General features: G+C 72.0%; 18 protein-coding genes. 6 read left to right on the top strand and 12 right to left on the bottom strand.

Translation table 11 applies throughout. The features are described 5' to 3' along the window. Positions 1-11: 11 nt before the first annotated feature. From ACFVX6_RS03870 to ACFVX6_RS03885, 4 genes are all read right to left on the bottom strand, one after another. On the bottom strand, positions 12-569 hold the full coding sequence (locus ACFVX6_RS03870; protein ID WP_389687621.1) for a TetR/AcrR family transcriptional regulator: 558 nt from the start codon (positions 567-569) through the stop codon (positions 12-14). 60 nt (positions 570-629) lie between these two features. Next, a complete protein-coding gene (locus ACFVX6_RS03875) occupies positions 630-1,142 on the bottom strand; it encodes an O-acetyl-ADP-ribose deacetylase (protein WP_389687623.1) in 513 nt (170 codons plus the stop codon). An 80-nt stretch (positions 1,143-1,222) separates the two neighbouring features. After that, the gene (locus ACFVX6_RS03880) at positions 1,223-2,530 is read right to left on the bottom strand and encodes a cation:proton antiporter (RefSeq protein WP_389687625.1); all 1,308 of its coding nucleotides are present in this window, start codon (positions 2,528-2,530) and stop codon (positions 1,223-1,225) included. Positions 2,531-2,746: 216 nt separating this feature from the next. Next, positions 2,747-4,219: an NAD(P)/FAD-dependent oxidoreductase gene (locus ACFVX6_RS03885; protein ID WP_389687627.1), complete on the bottom strand. Its 1,473-nt coding sequence runs from the start codon at positions 4,217-4,219 to the stop codon at positions 2,747-2,749. 417 nt (positions 4,220-4,636) lie between these two features. Here ACFVX6_RS03885 and ACFVX6_RS03890 point away from each other — a divergent pair, with 417 nt between their 5' ends. Further along, on the top strand, positions 4,637-5,752 hold the full coding sequence (locus tag ACFVX6_RS03890; RefSeq protein WP_389687629.1) for a nitrous oxide reductase family maturation protein NosD: 1,116 nt from the start codon (positions 4,637-4,639) through the stop codon (positions 5,750-5,752). Positions 5,753-5,785: 33 nt separating this feature from the next. Here the strand turns inward: ACFVX6_RS03890 and ACFVX6_RS03895 are convergent, their stop codons facing one another. The 4 genes from ACFVX6_RS03895 to ACFVX6_RS03910 all read right to left on the bottom strand — a co-directional run bounded on the left by ACFVX6_RS03895 (position 5,786) and on the right by ACFVX6_RS03910 (position 9,676). Continuing rightward, positions 5,786-6,280 (bottom strand): MarR family winged helix-turn-helix transcriptional regulator, encoded by a 495-nt coding sequence (locus ACFVX6_RS03895; protein ID WP_389687631.1) that lies wholly within the window; start codon positions 6,278-6,280, stop codon positions 5,786-5,788. 39 nt (positions 6,281-6,319) lie between these two features. Next, the gene (locus tag ACFVX6_RS03900; protein WP_389687633.1) at positions 6,320-6,886 is read right to left on the bottom strand and encodes a dihydrofolate reductase family protein; all 567 of its coding nucleotides are present in this window, start codon (positions 6,884-6,886) and stop codon (positions 6,320-6,322) included. A 375-nt stretch (positions 6,887-7,261) separates the two neighbouring features. Further along, a complete protein-coding gene (locus ACFVX6_RS03905; RefSeq protein ID WP_389687635.1) occupies positions 7,262-8,683 on the bottom strand; it encodes a phytoene desaturase family protein in 1,422 nt (473 codons plus the stop codon). A gap of 168 nt (positions 8,684-8,851) precedes the next feature. After that, a complete protein-coding gene (locus ACFVX6_RS03910; protein ID WP_389687637.1) occupies positions 8,852-9,676 on the bottom strand; it encodes an inositol monophosphatase family protein in 825 nt (274 codons plus the stop codon). A 207-nt stretch (positions 9,677-9,883) separates the two neighbouring features. On the opposite strand from ACFVX6_RS03910, the gene ACFVX6_RS03915 reads away from it, so the two are divergent. After that, positions 9,884-11,149, top strand: coding sequence for an alpha/beta hydrolase (locus ACFVX6_RS03915; RefSeq protein ID WP_389687639.1), 1,266 nt, complete (start codon positions 9,884-9,886; stop codon positions 11,147-11,149). A gap of 52 nt (positions 11,150-11,201) precedes the next feature. Here ACFVX6_RS03915 and ACFVX6_RS03920 read toward each other — a convergent pair whose 3' ends face one another. Beyond that, positions 11,202-11,399, bottom strand: coding sequence for a hypothetical protein (locus tag ACFVX6_RS03920; protein ID WP_389687641.1), 198 nt, complete (start codon positions 11,397-11,399; stop codon positions 11,202-11,204). A gap of 98 nt (positions 11,400-11,497) precedes the next feature. Continuing rightward, positions 11,498-13,951 (bottom strand): tetratricopeptide repeat protein, encoded by a 2,454-nt coding sequence (locus tag ACFVX6_RS03925; RefSeq protein WP_389687643.1) that lies wholly within the window; start codon positions 13,949-13,951, stop codon positions 11,498-11,500. Between the two features lie 210 nt (positions 13,952-14,161). Between ACFVX6_RS03925 and ACFVX6_RS03930 the strand changes: the two genes are divergently transcribed. The 3 genes from ACFVX6_RS03930 (at position 14,162) to ACFVX6_RS03940 (ending at position 15,921) form a co-directional block, all read left to right on the top strand. Then, entirely contained in the window at positions 14,162-14,614 is a 453-nt protein-coding gene (locus ACFVX6_RS03930; protein WP_389687645.1) for a carboxymuconolactone decarboxylase family protein, read from the top strand. 81 nt (positions 14,615-14,695) lie between these two features. Next, positions 14,696-15,157, top strand: coding sequence for an iron chaperone (locus ACFVX6_RS03935; RefSeq protein WP_389687647.1), 462 nt, complete (start codon positions 14,696-14,698; stop codon positions 15,155-15,157). A 59-nt stretch (positions 15,158-15,216) separates the two neighbouring features. Next, the gene (locus ACFVX6_RS03940; protein WP_389687649.1) at positions 15,217-15,921 is read left to right on the top strand and encodes a 4'-phosphopantetheinyl transferase family protein; all 705 of its coding nucleotides are present in this window, start codon (positions 15,217-15,219) and stop codon (positions 15,919-15,921) included. A gap of 12 nt (positions 15,922-15,933) precedes the next feature. Here ACFVX6_RS03940 and ACFVX6_RS03945 read toward each other — a convergent pair whose 3' ends face one another. Then, positions 15,934-16,926, bottom strand: coding sequence for a phosphotransferase family protein (locus ACFVX6_RS03945; protein ID WP_389687651.1), 993 nt, complete (start codon positions 16,924-16,926; stop codon positions 15,934-15,936). A gap of 397 nt (positions 16,927-17,323) precedes the next feature. Here ACFVX6_RS03945 and ACFVX6_RS03950 point away from each other — a divergent pair, with 397 nt between their 5' ends. Further along, a complete protein-coding gene (locus ACFVX6_RS03950) occupies positions 17,324-18,679 on the top strand; it encodes an ABC transporter ATP-binding protein (RefSeq protein ID WP_389687653.1) in 1,356 nt (451 codons plus the stop codon). Positions 18,680-18,751: 72 nt separating this feature from the next. Here ACFVX6_RS03950 and ACFVX6_RS03955 read toward each other — a convergent pair. Next, positions 18,752-19,821, bottom strand: a 1,070-nt coding sequence (locus ACFVX6_RS03955; RefSeq protein ID WP_389687655.1) for an ROK family protein, incomplete at its 5' end; no start/stop codon positions are given.

Here is a 19,821-nt window from a genome sequence, read left to right on the forward strand (position 1 = left end):
GGCGGGCCGTGTCAGGCCAGCAGCGCGCCGATCTGACGGGAGACGCTGTCCAGCGGCCCCCTGCTGCGGTGCGCCCGGGCCAGCAGGAGGGCCCCCTCGACCAGGGCCAGGATCGTGACGGCGAGGTCGTCGGCGTCCGGACGGCCCTCCAGTTGTGTGCGCAGGGCCTCCTGCCAGGAGGCGTAGACCTCCGAGCACACCTCGTGCAGCGGGTCGCTGGTGGCGGCCATCTCCAGCGCCACGGTGGCCACCGGACATCCCTTGCGCCAGCCCGACTCCTCCAGCCGGTCACCCAGGTGCCGCAGCACCCCGTCGACGAACTCCGCCACGGACGGACTGGAGCCGGCCAGTCCCCCGAGGGCGTCACCGATCATCCCTCCTGCCCGCCGGACGGATTCGCCGACGAGCTGGTCCTTGCCGCCGGGAAAATGGAAGTAGAGCGAGCCGCGGGGCGCGCCACTGGCCGCGATCACTTGATTGAGCCCGGCGCCGAAGTAGCCCCCGGCCTCGATCAGCTCCTGCGTCGCGTCCAGCAGTCGGTCGCGCGTCTCGGCACCCTTCTGTCCCATGGCACCAGACTAGACCGATCTACATATTCTTTCAATCGTTCGCCCGTTCCCCCGAGCCGGTCAGGCATCCATCGCCGCCGCGAAGGCCGCGTAGGCACGCTCCTCGAACAGCACGAACCGCACCTCCTCCACCTCGGTCCGCACGGACCGTACGGTCTCCACCGCGATCCGCGCCCCGTCGTCCAGGGGCCATCCGTAGATGCCGGTGGAGATCGCCGGGAAGGCGACGCTACGGGCTCCCAGCTCGTCGGCGACCCGCAGCGACTCCCGGTAGCAGGAGGCCAACAGCTCGGAGCGGTCCTCGTCGCGCGACCAGACCGGGCCGACCGTGTGGATCACGTGCTCCGCCGGGAGCCGGCCGGCCGTGGTGGCGACGGCCCGGCCCGTCGGGAGGCCCTTGCCGTAGTGGGAGCGGCGCAGGTCCTCGCAGGCGGCCAGGATCTCCGGGCCGCCGCGCCGGTGGATGGCTCCGTCGACCCCACCGCCGCCGAGGAGCGAGGAGTTCGCGGCGTTGACCACCGCGTCGGCCTCCTCGGCCGTGATGTCGCCCAGAACGAGCGTGATGCGCGGCATCGGATTCCCTTCCTTCGCAGGTGGTGCAGGTTATCGACATCTCGACGGCCGCTGCCGGAATATGTGCGCCCGCCGCGTGGTCAGCGAGATTTCGTCTCGGTGGCGTCGAACTTCCGCGTGGGGACGGTGCGCAGCTCCGGCCGGGTCGAGCTTCCGACGGAGGCGGCTCCTGCCGTCGCCGCAGGAAGGATGCGGCTCAGCAGCGGACCGGTGAGCGCGGTGGTCGTCACCGCCATCACCACCATGAGCGAGTACAGCTTCGCGTCCAGGAGGCCGAGCTCCAGGCCCACGCCGAGAACGACCAGTTCGGTGAGTCCGCGCGTGTTCAGCAGGGCGCCGAGCGCAGCCGCGTGGCGGCCGTCGAGCCCTCCGATGCGGGCACCGACGTACGCGCCGACGAACTTCCCGGTCACGGCCACGACCAGGATGGTGGCCAGCTGACCGAGGTCCGATGCGTTCAGACGGGAGAGGTCGACCTTCAGGCCGGACAGGACGAAGTACACGGGGAGCAGGAGCAGACCGCACAGCGGTTCGACCCGTTGCAGCACTCCGTCCCGGAGCGTGCCGTCCGTTCCCCGTGGCAGTACGGCACCGAACAGGAACGCGCCGAAGATGTAGTGGAGCCCCAGCCATTCGGTGAAGGCGGCCGAAACCAGGAGCCCACCGAGTACGAGGGCGAGAAAGTTCCTGTTGCCCGCCCGGCCGCCCTGCTCGTCCTCGGAAACCATGCGGGCCGCCCGACGGAGCAGCGGGCGGACGACGGTGACCATCAGCGCCACGTACGGCACCAGCAGGGTCAGCCACCAGTCGAAGCGCTCGCCCGTGGCGACGGCCACCACCACGGCGAGCAGGGTCCAGGCCAGCAGGTCGGTGATGGCGGCGCAGGCCAAGGCGGTGGCACCGATCCGGGTGTTGGCCAATTTCCGGTCGGCGATGATCCGCGCCAAGACGGGAAACGCCGTCACGGACATCGCGACCGAGAAGAACAACACGAAGCCGAGGGACGATCCTTCGTGATGCGAGGACACCAGCGTCAACGCCAGTGCGGCGCCCAACACCAGCGGCAGCAGGGTGGACCAGAGGGATGTCCACAGGGTGGCCCGTCCCCCGCCTCGCAGGATGCCGAGGTCGAGCTCGCTGCCGACGACGAACATGAAGAGCGCGACACCCACGCCGGCGAGTGCGTTGAGCAGGGGCCGCACCTCGGTGGGGAAGAGGGCGCCGGAGAGTTGGCTGCCGAACAGGGTGGGCCCCAACAGCACCCCGGTGAGGATCTCGCCGATCACCGCAGGCTGACCGAATCTGCGCGCCAGCGCCCCCATCGCTCGCGCCAGGCCCAGGATCACGGCCAGACCCAAGAAGAGGTGGACGGCCTGGGACTCGGTCACCGCCGGCCTCCGGGCGCGTTCGGCTCATCACGCCTGAGAGAGGCAGAGCAACTCGTCATCACGAAAACTCCTCACAACTCGTCGTGGGTACGACACGTCGAAGCTCCGGTGGTTCAGGGCGACTTGGGAAGCTCGCCCCGATCGACCGGAGCTTCGTTGCTTACGTGACGGGCCGGCGCCGGCGGTGTCCGCGGTCATCGCCCGGTCATGGCGGCCTCAGCGAGCCGCGGAACTCGGCTCCGAAGCCCGGATGGTTCCCAGGAAGGGATGCCAGACGTGCTTCGGGTCGCTCTCCACCTCATTGATGACCGCGCGCATGGCAGTCAGGGCCCTGGGGTGCTCCTCGTACATGTCTCCCTGGAGGAGCTGCAGTACGTCCAGTCGGAACCTCGGGTGCTGCACGAAGACTCCGAAGAGGAGGTTCAGCCGGTAGTAGATCGAAATGAACTCGTACCAGTTCCGCGTTCCGATCTTCTGGAGGCGTGCGTACTCGGCGAATTGGTCGGCGTCGTAGCGGTCGGCCTTGAACGCCGCGACGATGTCCTCGCACGCCAAGCGGGCCGTGTTCATGGCGATGCCGACGCCGCTGGAGAAGATGGGATCGACGAACCGGGCCGCGTCTCCGACCATGACGAACCGGTCTCCGCTGACCTGGTCCATCGAATAGCTGTAGTCGCCCTCCGCCTTGAACGGTCGCACCCGCTCACACTTCTTCAGCTCTTCCGCGAGGTCCGGCCGGGAGCTGACGAACTCCCAGAAGAACTCCTCCCGATCCGCGTTGAGATTACCGAAGTTCTTCTTCTGCGTCACCACCCCGATGCTCGTGATGGTGTCCGTGATCGGTATTTGCCAGACCCAGGTGTCGCTGATCGGAAGGAAATGGACATGGATGTGGTCGATTTCCTTGGGCGACTTGGCAAGAGCCTTCCGATCGAGGCCCTCGAACCAGGTGTGGATGGCGTACTGGTTGAAGTGCGGGTCCGGCACCTTCAGCTTCTGCTGCCGGCCGAGAAACGTGCTGCGACCGGATGCGTCGACCACGACGCGCGAGGTGAAGTCCACGGAACGAGGGCCCATGCCGACGGTCACGGTCACCTTGTCCGGGTCGTCGAAATCGACCTTCTGCACGCGGACGTTCTGGAACACCTTTGCGCCCAGGGACTCGGCGTTCTTGAGCAGGATGAGGTCGAACTTCCCGCGGTCGACATGGTAGGTGAAGATCCGGTCGACCCCCTCCTGTGCGCGCTCGCCGAAGGCGACCTCGGCATGGCCGTCGAAATCCAAGCCGTCGAAATCCAGCGCCAGGGGGGCCGCATGGACCTTCCTGTACGTGTCCGGAGTCGTCCACGAGGCGCCGTACTTCTTCGGGAACCCAGCCGCTTCGATCTCCGCCATCGCACCGGTCTCCAGCAGGACGCGCGTGGTGGCCGGGACCAGCGACTCGCCGACGTGCGGCCGGGGAAATATCTCGCTCTCGAATACCGCGACCGAAAGCCCGGCCTTGGCGAGATAGGAAGCGGCGGTGGAGCCGCCCGGGCCGCCCCCCACGATGATCACATCAAAGTCTACGGTCATCCTCAACCCCTCTTCAACCGGTTTGACTGAACAACGCCGAGCGAGCAATAGAAGCGAATCCGCCTCATATTCCTCCTCGCTTTGGCTCGAAACGTGGCGTCGCTCGACAGTCAATCCACGGAACAGCCGGCAGTGCAAGCTTCTTCATCGAAGGTGGTAGCGGCGCTTAACCGAAGTACCACTCACGTTCCACCGGGGAGAAGTTCCATCGGGAATTGATGTCGCTTTGATTCCCCGGATGTACAAATGGGGATCGAGTCAAGAGATTCATCCCGCGAGGAGGAATCCGGGGCTCATGCCGCCGTTATCGAGCCGTACCGGGTTCGACGGCTTCGGCGAGGTCGCCGTCCCAGCCCGTCGGAAGGTCCCGGCGATGGGCCGGCAGGGGGAAACCGGATCGTGTCGGACGGCTGGGAGGGGGTTGTGATCACAGCCGTCCCTAGGTTTGCAGCGCGGCCGGGGCATCCGGCCGACGGGTCCCGGGGACCCCCCGGATCTGCGGTGCGCACACCTCCGCGGGAGCGAAACCCCATGGCAATCCCCTTGATCAGGACGGCCGCCCGGCTAGGGCTCGGCGTCGTCACGGCCATCGCCGTCTGTCCGCTGGTGCCGGCGTCGGCGGCGGCAGGCGGGTCGGCGGACCTCGTGGTCCCGCGGGACCATCCGACGATCCAGGCAGCGGTCGACGCCGCCGCCCCCGGTGACCGGATCTCCGTCCGGCCGGGTGTCTACCGCGAGCAGGTGGTGATCGGCAAGAACGTGTCGATCACCGGGTCGGGCGACGGGAAGACGACGATCCAGGCTCCGCAGACGCTGACCCCCGGCGACGACGGCGGCAACTCGATCGTCGAGATCCACAACGGCGCGTCCGTCTCGCTGTCCAAGCTCGCCGTCAGCGGGCCGGGCTCCGGCACGTGCGACAGCGGCGCGCTCGGCGCCGGCATCCGCGTGCTCGGGGGTGCGCGGCTCGACCTCGGCCACGCCGCCGTCACCCACATCACCGACACCCCGGCCGCGGGCTGCTTCCACAGCGCGAACGCCGTCCTCATCGGGGACCTGCCGACCGGTACGGGTTCGGCGAACATCCACGACACCAAGATCACGGGCTACCAGGGCGCGGGGGTGGTCGTCCTCAACGAGGGTTCCACCGCCACCATCGAGCGCAGCACCGTCACCGGGCACCCGACCCTGTCGACCGACGGCATCGAGTTCGTGGAGGGCGCGGTCGGCCGTGTCGTCAAGAACACCGTCAGCGACAACGAGTGCCGGGAACCCGACCCGGGGTGCGGCCCCGACTTCTTCAACGAGTTCCAGCACGCGGGCATCCTCGCCGACGCGCCGGGCACCGTCGTGGAGCACAACCGGATCGTCGGCAACCAGGTGGGGATCTACGTCGCCGGTACGGGCCTCACCATCGGCGCCAACGACCTCCGGCGGAACTCGTACGTCGGAATCGCCCTCCAGGACGGTTCGTTCACGGTCCGGAAGGACCGGATCACGGGCGGGGTGCACGGTGTCGCGGTCATCGCGTCGGCGGTCGACACGGACGCGGAGCTCGACGGCGTGAAGATCACGCAGACCTCGGGCGCGCCGGTACAGACCTTCGAGTGCTGCGGCTTCACCGCCACGGCGACCGTGAAGCCGTAGCGACTTCCCGCCCGGGCCCCTTCGTGTCCGCCCCTACCGGCCTTCGCCGTCCGCCTCCTCCAGGCTCTCGGCGAGGCGGGTGAGGGCCGTGCGGAGCGCCGCGCGGTCGGCGTCGGGCAGGGCCGTCAGCGCGTGCTCCAGGCGGCGTTCGTGGGCGCGGGTCCAGGCGGCAAGCCGCAGCCGGCCGGCATCGGTGGCGCTGACGGCGGCGGCGCGCCGGTCCTCGCTGTCCACCGCCCGGGTCACCAGCCCGTTCAGCACCATCGTGGCGACGAGTCCGCTCACCGTGGACTGCGCGAGGCGCTGGCGGGCGGCGAGTTCGCTGACGCGGACCGGGGAATGTTCGACGCAGACCTGGAGGAGTTCCACCTGGGCCATGGGGAGCTGCTCCCAGGGGTACTCCGTACGGATCGATGCGCGCAGCGCACGACGCAGGCGGGTGACGGCCACGGTCAGCGCCCGGGCGTCCGGGGAGCCCGCGCCGGGCTGCGCGTCAGGGGCGCCGGGCGGGCCCGGCATGGGTGCCATACCGACCACGCTACTCGCGCGCAGCTCATCCGCGTCCTCTCAGCGCCTCGTCTCGTACCTGGTCAGGACCACGCCGCCGGGAAGCGTCCGCGTCTCCACCAGGTTCAGGTTCACCCAGCTGTCCAGGGCGGTGAAGAACGGCGTGCCGCTGCCCACCAGGACCGGATGGGTGGCGATCGCGTACTCGTCGATCAGCCCGGCGCGCATGGCCGCCCCTGCGAGCGTTGCGCCGCCGATGTTCATTGGGCCGCCCTCCTCGGCCTTGAGCCGGATGATCTCGGCGATCGCGTCGCCGGTCACCAGGCGGGTGTTCCAGTCGACCTTGTCGATCGTCGAGGAGAACACCACCTTCGGCGTGTCCCGCCAGTTCCGCGCGAACTCGATCTCCGCCGGGGTGGCGCCCGGCTGCTGATCGCCGGTGGGCCAGTAGGAGCTCATCGTCTCCCACAGCTTGCGCCCGTACAGCGACAGGCCACTCGCCTGCTCGTGGTCGAGCCACCACTGGAACAGCTCGTCGCTCGGCGGTCCGCCCCAGCCGATGTCGTCGCCGGCCGCGGCGATGTAGCCGTCCAGGGTCAGGTTCATGCCGTAGATCAGTTTCCGCATGGCTCAGCCTTCCGTTCGCGGGTGTCCGGCGTATGGACCAGCGCGGCGCGGGAACTCATCGGTGCCCGATCCGGACTCGCCGGTAGCCCTCGTACTCGGGATCAGCGTGGTGCAGTCGGCCGACTCGGACAAGCGGCCCGATCTCGACCAGTGCGTCCAGCGCCGGCCGAGCCCGGCCACCAGGGCGGCCCCCCGGAATCCTGGACGGAATTCTTTACGGATTTTCCCGGCATTTTTGGCCCCCTATATTTAGCGCCGCCTTTTTTCGCTGTGGCCATGTCCGCGGCGTGCAACCTCGCGGGTGCGTTCGCTCGCCTTCTGCGCCCGGTCCCGACTGGTCGCGGCGGGAGCCCCCTGCGTGTGTGGAGCGCGCCCTCAGGCGGCCTTCTCGCGGAGGTGACGCCAGACGGCCTTGGCGGCGTTGTGGCCCGACATGCCGTGCACTCCGGGGCCGGGCGGGGTGGCCGAGGAGCACAGGAACACGGCCGGGTGGGCCGTGTTGTACGGGGACAGGGTGAGCTTGGGGCGCAGCAGGAGCTGAAGCCCGGAGGCCGCTCCGCAGGCGATGTCGCCGCCGACGTAGTTCGGGTTGCGGGCGGCGAGCTGCGGCGGGCCCGCCGTGGCGCGGGCGAGCACCAGGTCGCGGAACCCGGGTGCGAAGCGCTCCAGTTGACGCTCGACGGCTTCGGTGAGGTCGCCGTTCCAGCCCGCCGGGACGTGCCCGTACACCCAGAAGGTGTGCTTTCCCTCGGGCGCCCGGCCGGGGTCGACCAGGCTGGGCTGTGCGGCGATGAGGAACGGGGTGCGCGGGACCCGCCCGCCGGAGGCCAGTTGCAGGGCCGCGTCGATGTCTCGGGTGCGCGGACCGATCTGTACGGTGCCGGCCCGGCGCGGCTCCTCGGCGGTCCAGGGGACGGGGCCGTCCAGGGCGTAGTCCAGCTTGAACACGGAGGCGCCGTAGCGGTAGCCGTCGTAGACCCGGCCCAGGCGCGCGATGCGGGCCAGCGCGGTCGGGGAGGTGTCGAAGACGTACGCCCGGGCCGGCGGGAGGTCGTCGAGCCGCTTGACCTCGAACCCCGTGTGGACGGTCCCGCCGAGGTCGCGCAGGTACCCGGCGAGGGCGTCGGAGATCGACTGCGACCCGCCGCGCGGCATCGGCCAGCCGTTCGCGTGCGCGGCGAGGGCGAAGACCAGGCCGACGGCGCTGGTCCCGATCCCGCCGAGCGGGGCGATGACGTGCGCGACGAGCCCCGCGAACAGGGCGCGGGCACGGTCGTCGCGGAAGCGGCTCAGCAGCCAGGTGGAGGGCGGCAGCCCGGCCAGCCCGAAGCGGGCGAGGGTGAGCGGGTCACGGGGCAGTGCGGTGTTCGGCAGCGACATGAAGTCCCGGGCCAGGGTGTCCCACTTGCCGAGGAACGGATCCACCAGCCGCCGGTACGTGCCCGCGTCGCGGGGCCCGAAGGACGCGGCCGTCTCCGCGACGGAGCGGGAGAGCACGGCCGCCGTACCGTCGTCGAAGGGGTGCGCCATGGGCAGCGGGGCGTGCAGCCACTCCAGCCCGTACTGCTTGAGGGGCATCGTGGAGAAGACCGGGGAGCCGGCGCCGAGCGGGTGCACCGCCGAGCAGGGGTCGTGCCGGAAGCCGGGGAGGGTGAGCTCCTCGGTCCGGGCCCCGCCGCCGACGGTGTCCGCGGCTTCGAAGACGGCCACCGAGAAGCCGCGCCGGGCCAGTTCCACGGCGGCCGTCAGCCCGTTGGGCCCGGCCCCCACCACGACCGCATCGAGGATCGACGGCACTTGCGACTCCTTCGTCCGGCGGCGCCACCGCCCCCAGGGTATTGCGCCTGTCCATAGGCGGCTCCGCGATCCGCGCCGACTCCGTTCGCTCCGGGCTCAGCCGTGCGCCCGGCCGTGGGCTCAGCCGTGCTGCCGGCTCTGGTGCCGGGCGCGGTCCCGACCGCCGTCTCACTCGCCCCGCAGCAGCTCCCGGATCCGTACGGCCGTGGCCTCGTCCCGGCCGACCGCGAACGGCAGCGCATTGTCCCGGTCCACCCGGAAGGGGACCCCGTCGACGGTGCTCTGGGAGCCGCCCGCCTCGGCGACCAGCAGCAGCCCCGCCGCGTGGTCCCAGGCCGAGGGCCAGTTGAAGGCCAGGCCGTCCATCTCTCCCCGGGCCACCTTCAGGTACTCCAGGCCCGCCGAACCGCAGGCTCGGGAGGCGACCCCGGGCACGTCGAGGCGCGCCAGCACGCGCCGCTCGGCCTCGGTGGTGTACAGCGGGTGAGCGGTCGCGACCCGCAGCTCGGCGCCGGGATCCGGCGAACCGCTCAGGATCCGCTCGCCGTTGACGTAGGCGCCCTGTCCGCGCACGGCGGTGGACATCTCCTCCAGCGCCGGGGCGAAGGTCCAGGAGGCGAGGAGCTCTCCGCGGTGCGCGAGGGCGACCAGGGTGCAGAACTCCGGCTCGCCGTGCACGAACTGCCGGGTCCCGTCGACGGGGTCCACGATCCACACCGGGGCGTCGGCGCGCAGCGCCTCGTAGACCGTGGGATCGGCGTGCACCGCTTCCTCGCCGACCACGGCCGAGCCGGGCAGCAGCCGGGTCAGGGCCGCCGTGAGGTACTCCTCCGCCTTGCGGTCGGCGTCGGTCACCAGGTCGTGCGGGCCGCTCTTCTGGTCCACCTCGTGGTCCGCGAGCCGGCGGAACCTCGGCATGATCTCGATCGCCGCCGCTTTGCGAACGGCTTCGTCGACGTCGGACAGGTTCCGGGCGAGGAATTCATCGATCATGCCTCCAGCAAAGCACGCCCGGCTGACAAACCCCACCGCCGGACCCGGCGGGCGGCGGGACCCCGGATGGACCGCGGATGAACGCGCCGCCGGGCGGGCGGTGCGGAGCGGAGCGGGCCATGACGACCGGTGGGTGAAGACCGGGCGGTGAGGACCGGGCAGCGAGGACCGGAACCCGGTCCGCCTCCTGGTGGGATCCGGCCACCCGTGCTACACCGGCCGGGCCCGGCCCTCTCCCTCCCCCACACCACCGTCTGGGAGCCCTTCATGCGCCGCCCCGCCCGCTCCTCCCGCCCCTCCCGCCCTTCTCGCCCCTTCCGCCCCCTCCGCCCCCTCCGCCGCGCCGCAGCCCTGCTCGCGACCGCCGCCACCGCCGCGGCCGCGCTCGTGGTCACCGCGCCCGCCGCCCCCGTGGGCGCCGCGTCCGTCCTGCCCTCGCTGCCCGCGCCGAATGCCGCCGGGCTGACCCTGCGGACCTGGTCGGTGGCCGCGGGACAGAGCGACCGCATGGGCGACGCCTCCGTGACCTCCGCCGCGGTCTTCGCCGCGCACGGCGGCACCCCCTCGATCGATCCGGTCCAGGTGCCGGTGCGGGTACGCATCCTGCTGCCGGAGGACTACCAGCGGGACCCGGCGCACCCCTACCCCGTGCTGTACCTGCTGCACGGCGGCACGGGCGACGTGGAGCAGTGGTCGAAGACCGACGAGGGCAATGTCACGGCGAACCTGAAGGGCTCCGCCTTCAAGGGCATCGTCGTGATGCCGGAGGGCGGCAAGGGCGGCTGGTACAGCGACTGGCCCGGGCACACGGACGGCTTCTTCGCCCCGCAGTGGGAGACCTTCCACGTCCAGCAGCTGGTCCCGTGGATCGACGCCAACTTCAACACCGTGCGGGCGGCCTCCGGGCGCGCGGTCGCGGGCGTCTCGATGGGCGGTTACGGGGCCCTGCGCTACGCCGGCCGCCACCCGGAGCTGTTCTCCGCCGTCGGCGCCTTCTCGCCCGGCACGGACATCTACGACCCGGGCGCGCAGAGCATCATCACCAACTCCACCTGGCAGGTGGGGGCTTCGATCCTGTGGACGGGCCTGTTCGACGGGAAGTTCCGGGTGACCGGCGACACCCCGTACCGGATGGCCACGGTCTTCGGCCCGCCGAGCACCTGGCCCGAGCAGAACCCGGTCAACCTGGCGCTCGACGGCAAGTACGCCTCGTACGGCGGGAAGATGGCCCTGTACGCGGGCGGCACGGGCGGTACGGGCGAGAAGGAGATCGGCGCGATGACCGCGGCGCTCCACCAGGACCTGAAGGACCGCGCGGTCACCCACCGCTACTGCCGGGGCGCGGGCGACCACGCGTGGCCCTACTGGGGCCCGGAGCTCAAGGACTTCGTGGCCTACGCCTACGGCCCCGCGCCGGAAACCCCGCAGGCCCCGGCCCCCTGCCCCAACGGCTGGGGGCCGGAGACTCCGTAGCCCGGCCCGGGCTGGTCGGCGGCGAGGTCACCGACCACCGCGCGCTGCGGGATCAGTGCTCGTACGCACCGTCCTGGAGGTACTGCGGGCCCTGCTCGCCCTGTACGTACTGCGCGCCCTGCTCCCGGGACGCCCCGTTCAGTCCCTGCGGCGCGACGCTGCTGTGGTTGTCCGCGAAGGCCGGGCCCGCACCCAGCCCGGCCAGGGCGAAGGCGGCGGTGGCGGCTATGGCGGCGGCTCTGATGTTCATACTGGTCCCCCCGGGTCCGGCCGGCCCCTGGTCGGGCCGGCTCGGGGACAGGCTGTCAGGACCGGTCGGAGTCCTGCAACAGCATCGCGGCGATCCGCTCAGCGCGCCCCGGCGCCGAGGTCCTCCAGGAGCGACAGCCCCGCCGCGCGGTGCTCGGCGGCCGCGACCGGATCCGTGTCCTCCAGCAGGACCGCGATCCCCTCGTGGGCCAACGCCTCCTCGTGCCGGTACCCGAGCCCGGGGGCCAGCTCCAGCGTCTGCCGGTGCAGGCTCAGGGCTTCCCCGGGCAGTCCCGCGAGCCGGCAGGTCTCGGCGTAGGCGCCCAGGAAGCGGACCTTCCAGTGCTCCTCGAACAGCTCGTCCAGCAGGGCGAACGCCTCCCGGTGGCTGGCCAGCGCCTCCTCGTACCGGCCCATCCGGCGCAGCCCGACGGCCAGGCAGTTGAGGGACCACGCCTCGTTGTTCACGTGCCCGTCCTCGCGGGCCAGGGCCAGCGCCCGGTGCAGGTGCTCCGAGGCCTCCTCGGGCGACTCCGCGGCGATGGCCACGCCGAGGGTGATGAGGGCCGTCAGGGTGGGCGGCCACGCGGGGTCCGGGTGGGACACCTCCAGCACCTCCCGGGCCCGTCGCGCCGCCTCCTCGCGGTCGCCCAGCTGGAGCAGCGCCCAGGCCTCCGAGGCGGCCGCGTGGGCCGCGCCCGCCGGGAGGCCGGCTTCCCCGTACAGCTTCCCGGCCAGCCGGAACAGTTCGAGCGGCTCCTCGGCGCTCCCCCGGTCCCAGCTCAGGTAGCCGCGGCGCAGGGCCAGTTCGGCTTCCGAGCGGGCGTCCCCCACCTGTGCCACCCGTACTCCGGCGGCCTCGTACGCCGTTGCGGCCTCGGCCATCCGGCCCGCGTTGTAGCGCGCGAAGCCCAGGTCGCTGTAGGCCTCGGCCAGGCGCAGCGGATCTCCCAGGCGTTCGGCAGCGGCCAGCGAGCGTTCGAAGAGGTGGTTGAGGTGGGTCGTGCCGCAGCGCCGTGCGAAGTACGCCCGCAGGAAGCGCGGCAGTTCGCACACGTGCGTGTCCGCCCCGACGGCGACCGCCGTCTCGAAAGCGGCGATCATCGTCTCGTACTCCGAGGTGAGCCAGGCGCAGGCCGCGTGCTTGTCGGCGAACCGCGGCAGTTCGGCCGGGGGGCGGCCCGCGGAGGGCAGCCGTCCCGGCGAGAGGACCGGCATCGCGGCGTCGGCCGCGGCCGCCGCGTGCACGAAGTAGTCGAGGAAGCGGCCCAGCGCACGCTCCCGCTCGGCCGGGGAGTCCTGCTGCGCACAGGCGCCGCGCGCGTGCTGGTGCACCAGGTCGTGCAGCCGGTAGCGGCCCGCCGTCGGCTGCTGGACCAGGTGCGCGTCGACCAGGTCCTCCAGCATCTCCCGGGCGGCGCGCAGCGGTACGTCCGCCAGGGCCGCAGCCGCGTACGCGTCGAAGGATCCGCCGGGCAGCAGGCCCAGCATCCGGAACAACCGGCCCTGGGCCCGGTCCAGTTGCCGTACGGACATGGCGAAGGCGGTGTCGAACTCGCTCGCGCCCTCCGCCAGCCGCTCGACGAGGATGCCCACCGTCCAGCCGGGCCGGTGCCGCAACCGGGCCGCGGCCAGCCGCAGGGCCAGCGGCAGGTGGCCGCAGAGCCGCAGCACCTCGGCGGCGGACTCCGGTTCGCGGGCGAGGCGGCCTTCGGGGCCGCCCGGGTCTCCGCTGGCCCGGGCGAGCAGCTCCGCGCTCTCCCGCGGGCTGAGCACGTCGAGCGAGACCGGGGGCACTTCGTCCAGGCCGAGCAGCCGGTTGCGGCTCGTGATCAGGACGACGGAGTCGCCGGCGCCGGGCAGCAGCGGGCGGACCTGCTCCGCGTCGGCCGCGTTGTCGACGACCACGAGGGCGCGCCGGCCCGCCAGCTCCGCGCGCCAGCAGGCCGCCAGCTGTTCGAGGCCCTCCTGCGGGACCCTCTCGGACGGCACGTCGAGCGCCCCGAGCAGCATCCGCAGCGCCGAGTCGGGATCGAGGGGGTCCCGGCCCTCGGTGAATCCGTGCAGGTCCACGTAGAGCTGGGCGTCCGGGTAGTCGGCGGCGAGCCGGTGTGCGGCGTGCACCGTCAGGCAGGTCTTGCCCACGCCCGCCATGCCGTCGACGGCTACACCCCGGTGGCTCTCCACCGCGGCGAGCACGGCGGCGAGTTGGCTCTCGCGTCCGGTGAAGTCGGGGACGTCGCGCGGTAGATCGTTGCGGGGCCGCGGCTGGACCTGGCGGCCGGCCTTCGGGGGCGCCGGCAGCGGGTTGGCGGACCCGAGCTCCCAGAGGGGTCGCAGCGGGCGGGGATCGCGTTTGACCAGCCGGCAGAGGGCGACCACCGCGGACCAGGGTGGCGCGGTCTGGCCGCTGAGGTAGCGCGAGAGCGAGGAGGAGCTCAGTCCCGCCTCCTTCGCGAGGGCCCGTACACCGAGCCCGGAAAGCTCCTGGAGCAGCCGCAGCCGTGCGGCCAGCTCGCCCTGCGGGTCGGCCCCGGCCGTCCGCCGTTCCATGTCCACGGTTCCCCCCGTATCCCTGTCCCGCCGCGCCCGAATTATCCGGGGCCGCGTATCCGCTGGTCAAGGATGTTCCGCCTGTCCCAGGGTGTCCCACCGTCATCGCCGCGACGGGTCGCTGCGGCTGTTATGGAGTCACACCCCGAGGGGGGCACCGGAAACCCGGAACCCCGGAGGACCGCAAGACCAGTAGAGGAGCACACCGAGATGCAGTCCCGCATGCAGAACCCCGCCGTCGTCCTGTCCGGCGCGATGCAGCCCATCCAGGAGATCTTCAAGGCCGTCCACTCCGGTGGAGTGGACGGGCAGACGCTGGAGCTGGTCCACCTGCGGGTGAGCCAGATCAACGCGTGCAGCTCCTGTGTCGACAGCGGCGCCAAGGCGGCCCGCAAGGCCGGGGTGAGCGAGGAGCGGCTGGCCACGGTCGCCGTCTGGCGCGAGACCCCGTACTTCACCGAGGAGGAGCGGGCGGCCCTGCTGCTGGCCGAGGCCGCGACCCGGCTGGCCGACCGTCCCGACGCGGTGAGCGACGAGGTCTGGGACACGGCCGCCACCTACTTCGACGAGAAGCAGCTCGCCGCGCTCGTCCTGATGATCGGCGTCACGAACCTGTTCAACCGGCTCAACGCCACGACCCGGCAGATCGCCGGCGCGTGGTGACGACGGGAGCGGACCGCCCCGCTTCCTAAGCCGACGATCCAGATCCGGCCCATCACCCCGACTCCCGTGAGGAAGACCGCCATGACGAACACCGACCGACCCGCGAAGAGCACGTTCGAAGGGTTCACCGACGAGGAACGCGCCGCGATGAAGGAGCACGCCAAGGAGCTGAAGGCGTCCGCACGCCGCGGATCCCGCGCCGACAAGGCGGCGGAGGAGGAGGCCTCCGTGGTCGCGAAGATCGCCGAGATGCAGGACTCCGACCGGGTCATGGCGGAGCGGGTCCACGCGATCGTCAAGGCGAGCGCGCCCGGCCTCGCACCGAAGCTCTGGTACGGGATGCCGGCGTACGCCCGGGACGGCAAGGTGGTCTGTTTCTTCCAGAGCGCGGAGAAGTTCAAGGCCCGCTACGCGACGCTCGGCTTCAGCGACCAGGCCCACCTCGACGAGGGCTCCATGTGGCCGACCTCCTACGCCCTGACGCAGCTGACGGCCGCGAACGAGGAGATGATCGCCACCCTCGTGAAGAACGCGGCACACTGAGAGGCACACTGAGAGGAAGCCTGCCGACGGCCGGCGCCGGACCTAGGAGAACACCGATCGTGCTCACGCCCCATGTCCTCACGATCGGTGCGGAGCTCCCGCCCGCCGCGCAGGCACCGTCCGACGGGTCGACAGCCGTGTGGCTGGTCGACACCGACGACCGCGAGGGCGCGGCGGCCCGGCTGGCTCCGGAGACCCTGGACCCGGCCGAGCAGGAGCGGGCGGCCTCCTTCAAGCGCAAGGAGGACCGGCGCCGCTACGTCACCTCCCACGTGGCGCTGCGGGTGCTGCTCGGGGCCTGGCTGGACCTGGCCCCGGGCCGGGTACGGATCACCCGCGCCCCGTGCCCCTCGTGCGACGGCCCCCACGGACGTCCGGTGTCCGAGGACGGACCGGTCCACTTCTCCCTGTCGCACAGCGACCGGCTCGCACTGATCGCGGTGGGCCGGGCGCCGGTGGGCGCCGACGTGGAGACGCTGCCCTCGGCATCGGCCGTGGCCGACCTGGCCGGGCAGCTGCACCCGCGGGAGGCCGCGGAGCTGAAGGCCCTGGCCCCGGAAGAGCGGCCCGCGGCCTTCGGCCGCGTCTGGGTCCGCAAGGAGGCGTACCTCAAGGGCCTGGGCATAGGTCTCGCCCGGGGCCTCGCCCTCGACTACGTGGGCGCCGGCGACACCCCGACGAGCGGCCTGTCCGGCTGGTCCCTGACGAACGTGGCCGTCCCCCCGGGCTTCACCGCCGCCGTGGCGGTGGAGACCGACCGCTGACGGCGCGGCGTCCTACCGCAGGAGGTCGAGGGCCGTCCGCAGGTCGGTGGTGGCCAGGGTGGTGAGGGGCGCCCGCGCCTGCGGGTCGTAGCCGCGGGGGACGCCTTCGATCAGGACGATCAGGGCCAGGTAGGCGCGGTACATCGCGATCCGTCGGCGCTCGTCGGGCGTGAGGGGTGCGGGGCGGTAGCCGGCCAGGAAGGCCGGGTCCCGGGTGATGTCGTCGAAGAGCGCGGTGGATACGAGGTCGGCGAGCGGATCGCCCCAGAAGGACCGTTCGCCGTCGAGGATCCCGGTGATCTCCAGGCGTCCGTCCCGCTCGGCGAGCAGGATGTTGCCCTCCCACAGGTCGAAGTGGACGAGTGAGGGGTCGGTCACCTGGTCGAGGAGCCGGCCCCGGGCACGGACGAGGGCGAGGACCTCGTCGAGGTCGACGGGCAGTGCGGGCCGGAAGCGGCGGGCGTCCGCGCAGACGTCGGCCAGCATGCCCTCGAAGGCGGTCCGCCAGCTCGCGGCGGCGCCGGCCGGCGGATGCGCGTACGGATAGCCGAACGCGGAACCCCGCAGCCGGTGGAGGCCTCGGACGAGGCGCCCGAGGTCGGTGCGGAGCCTGGCCTGGTCCTCGGCGCCGATCCCGGGGCGCAGCCGCTCCCAGGGTTCGCCCTCCAGGTGGGTCATCAGGAGGTAGTCGCCGTCGATCGCGCTCCGGCCGAAGCCGGTCGCCACGACGCCCGGCACCGGAAGTGCGGGCACCGCCGAGGCACGCCGGTAGAACTCCGCTTCCGTGCGCATCAGCGCGTGCTCGTAGGTCATGAGGGGCGTGCCCGCGGGTGGCGCGACCTTGAGCACGGCCGACTCCGTTCCCGCGCCCCGGTCCAGGGTGAGCAGGTGGACGGAGTTGAAGGTGCCGCCCGCCAGCTCCCGGCTGCCGAGCACCCGGGTGTCCGGTCCCCGGGCGTGCGCGATCGCGCGGGCGATCTGCTCGTCGGTCAGTGTCCGCTTCATCGCACGTGACCTCCGGTCGGTGAGCGGTGCGTGGTCCTCGGCGACAGGTGGGGCGGCAGCTGGTCGCGTACCTCGCGGCCCGTTCGCCGGCCGGGGGCTTCGGGCGCCCGGTCCGCCACGGGAGAGCGCTCTCCCTCTGCGGGAACCTAACGCGCGTTCTCGGCCGAGGTCAAGGAACCGGGCGATCAACTCCCCTCCGGGGAAGGCGAGTTTCCCGGGCGAGCCCCATGGGCCGCCGTACCGGTGTCGCGGGGCGGGCGGGCCGCCGAGGTCGACCGGGGCTCGATTCCCGGATGTTGCGCCAAGGCGTTCCCTCGCGGGGGTGGCCTCCGCTAGCTTCTGACCTCAACTCCCCCACCCCCCTCTCACTCCCCTTCCCAGCTCCGGGCGGATCGCTATGAGTCGTTCCATCGCGTTGCGCGATGTCAGCAAGAGATACGGGCGGGGCTCGCTCGCCGTCGAGCGCGTCTCCCTCACCGTCGAGCCGGGCGAGTTCCTGGTTCTGCTGGGGCCTTCGGGCTGCGGCAAGTCCACCGTCCTGCGGATGATCGCGGGACTGGAGGACATCACCGAGGGCGCACTGTTCCTCGACGGCGAGTACGCCAACCACATGCCGCCGAGCGAGCGGGACATCGCGATGGTGTTCCAGAGCTTCGCGCTGTACCCGAACATGACGGGCCGCGCCAACATCGGATTCCCGCTGAAGCTGCGCGACCCCCGCGGGGATCACGAGCCGCAGGTGGAGGCCACGGCCCGGATGCTGGGCATCGAAGACCTCCTCGACCGCTTCCCCGGACAGCTCTCCGGCGGCGAACGCCAGCGGGTGGCGATGGGCCGGGCCATCTCCCGCAAGCCGTCGGTGTTCCTGATGGACGAGCCGCTCTCCAGCCTGGACTCGAAGCTCCGCGGCCACCTGCGGGCCGAGATCGCCCGGCTGACCGCCGAACTCGGCGTCACCACGGTCTACGTCACGCACGACCAGTCCGAGGCCATGTCGCTCGGGCACCGCGTGGCGGTCATGCGGGGCGGCGTCCTCCAGCAGGTCAGCTCACCACGGGACACCTACGCCCTGCCGGCGAACGTCTTCGTCGCGGCGTTCATCGGAACACCCCGCATCAGCCTGCTCCAAGCCGTCGTCCACGCACCGCTGGGCGCGGGCATGTGGATCGATCTGGGACGCCACCGGCTCGCCCTTCCCCAACCCCTCAGCCCCGATCACCAGTTGCTCCGGATCCAGCAGGGGCGTCCGGTCATCGTCGGCTTGCGGTCGGAGGCGGTCCGGATCGCACCGCCGAGCCAGGCACGGCCGGGCGAGGTGGCGATGACGGGCATCGTCGAGCACGTCGAGTACCAGGGGCACGAGGCGCTGGTCCACGTGGACACGGGCTCGCGCCCCGCGGTGGTGGCGGATCTGGAGTCGGCGCGGCGGCCGGCCGCCGCTCCCGGGCGCAGCCTCAGGCGGCAGCAGAGCGGCTTGGGCCGGCTCAGGGCCCGGGCCGTGGAACGGCTGTCCGGCTCGGTGGCGGTCCTGGACGCGCCGCCGGAATCTCCCCGGGGGCCCGACGCGGGCGTCGCCGCGGAACGGCTGGGGGCGGTGCGCAGCGACCTCGTGGTGCGCACGGGACCGCACGTCCGGGTGCGGGTGGGGGCGCAGATCCCGCTCCTGGTCGATCTCGCGCAGCTGTACGTCTTCGACCATGCGGGGCGACGGGTGTCTCCGGCCGGGGACGGGCTCGCCCCTCTGGAGCGGTAGCGCCCGGTTCCGGAGCGATGGCGCCCGGGTGCCGGTCGGCCCACCTCGCAGGCTGCGGGGTGGGCCGGGGGGTCAGTGTGCCGCCCGCTCCTGGAGCGTGGTCCGCCAGGCCGGGAGCGGCTCCTCGCGTTCGGGTTCCGTGCGGTGTCCGCCGCGGGCGAAGAAGTCGGCGAGGGGCAGGATTCCCGCGCCGACGGTGACGGCGTCGGGGCCGAAGGTTCCCAGGTCGATGCGGACGTTGGCGGCCGGGTACGACAGGGCGTAGGAGGTGGCGTAGGACCGTACGGAGTCCAGGAAGCGGGTGCCGAGCTGCAGGCCGGCCCAGCCGCCGACGAGGATGCGTTCGGGCTGGAAGAGGTTGATCAGGTCGGAGAATCCCGCGCCGAGGTATTCGGCGGTCTCTTCCAGGACGGCCAGGGCGGTCGTGTCGGCCCGGGGAGCGGCTCCGTCGGGGCCCGGCTCGGGGTAGGCGGCGGCGAGCATCGCGGTCAGGGCGGTCTCCTCGTCGGCGTCGGCCGGCGGGCGTCCGCCTGCCTCGGCCCAGCGTTCCAGGAGGGCCTCGGCCCCCGCGTACGCCTCCAGGCAGCCCTGGGCTCCGCAGCGGCAGCGGCGTCCGCGGACGCGCACGGTCAGGTGGCCCCACTCGATGGCGCGTCCGGTCCGCGTGTCGTCGCTGACCACGCAGGCGCCGACTCCGGAGCCGAAGAGCACGACGACGGCGTTGTGCGCCCCGCGTCCGGCGCCGAACCACATTTCGGCCTGGCCGAGGGTCTTGGCCCCGTTGTCGATGTAGTACGGGACGGTTTCGGGCAGCAGGTGGGAGTCGCGCAGCATCCGCTCCAGGGGAACCGCGTCCCAGCCGATGGTCTGACCGTGGACGACGGCGCCACCCGCGGTCCGCGCGACGATGCCGGGAACGCCGATGCCGACGCCCAGGAGCCGCTCGGGTGCGATGCCGGCCCTGTGCAGGACCTCGGCGATGCCCTCGCGGAGGTGTTGCACGACGACGGTGACGTCGTAGCGGTCGATGCGGCGGGGGCCCCCCCCCCCCCGCGGGGGCTCCACCCCGGGGCGCTCCGAGAAGCGCAGGTGCAAGATGCAGATGGGGAAGCGGGGGTCCCCCACCACCACCCCCCACCAGT

Source organism: Streptomyces sp. NPDC058289 (assembly GCF_042880975.1).
Taxonomy (GTDB): Bacteria; Actinomycetota; Actinomycetes; order Streptomycetales; family Streptomycetaceae; genus Streptomyces; species Streptomyces stoeckheimensis.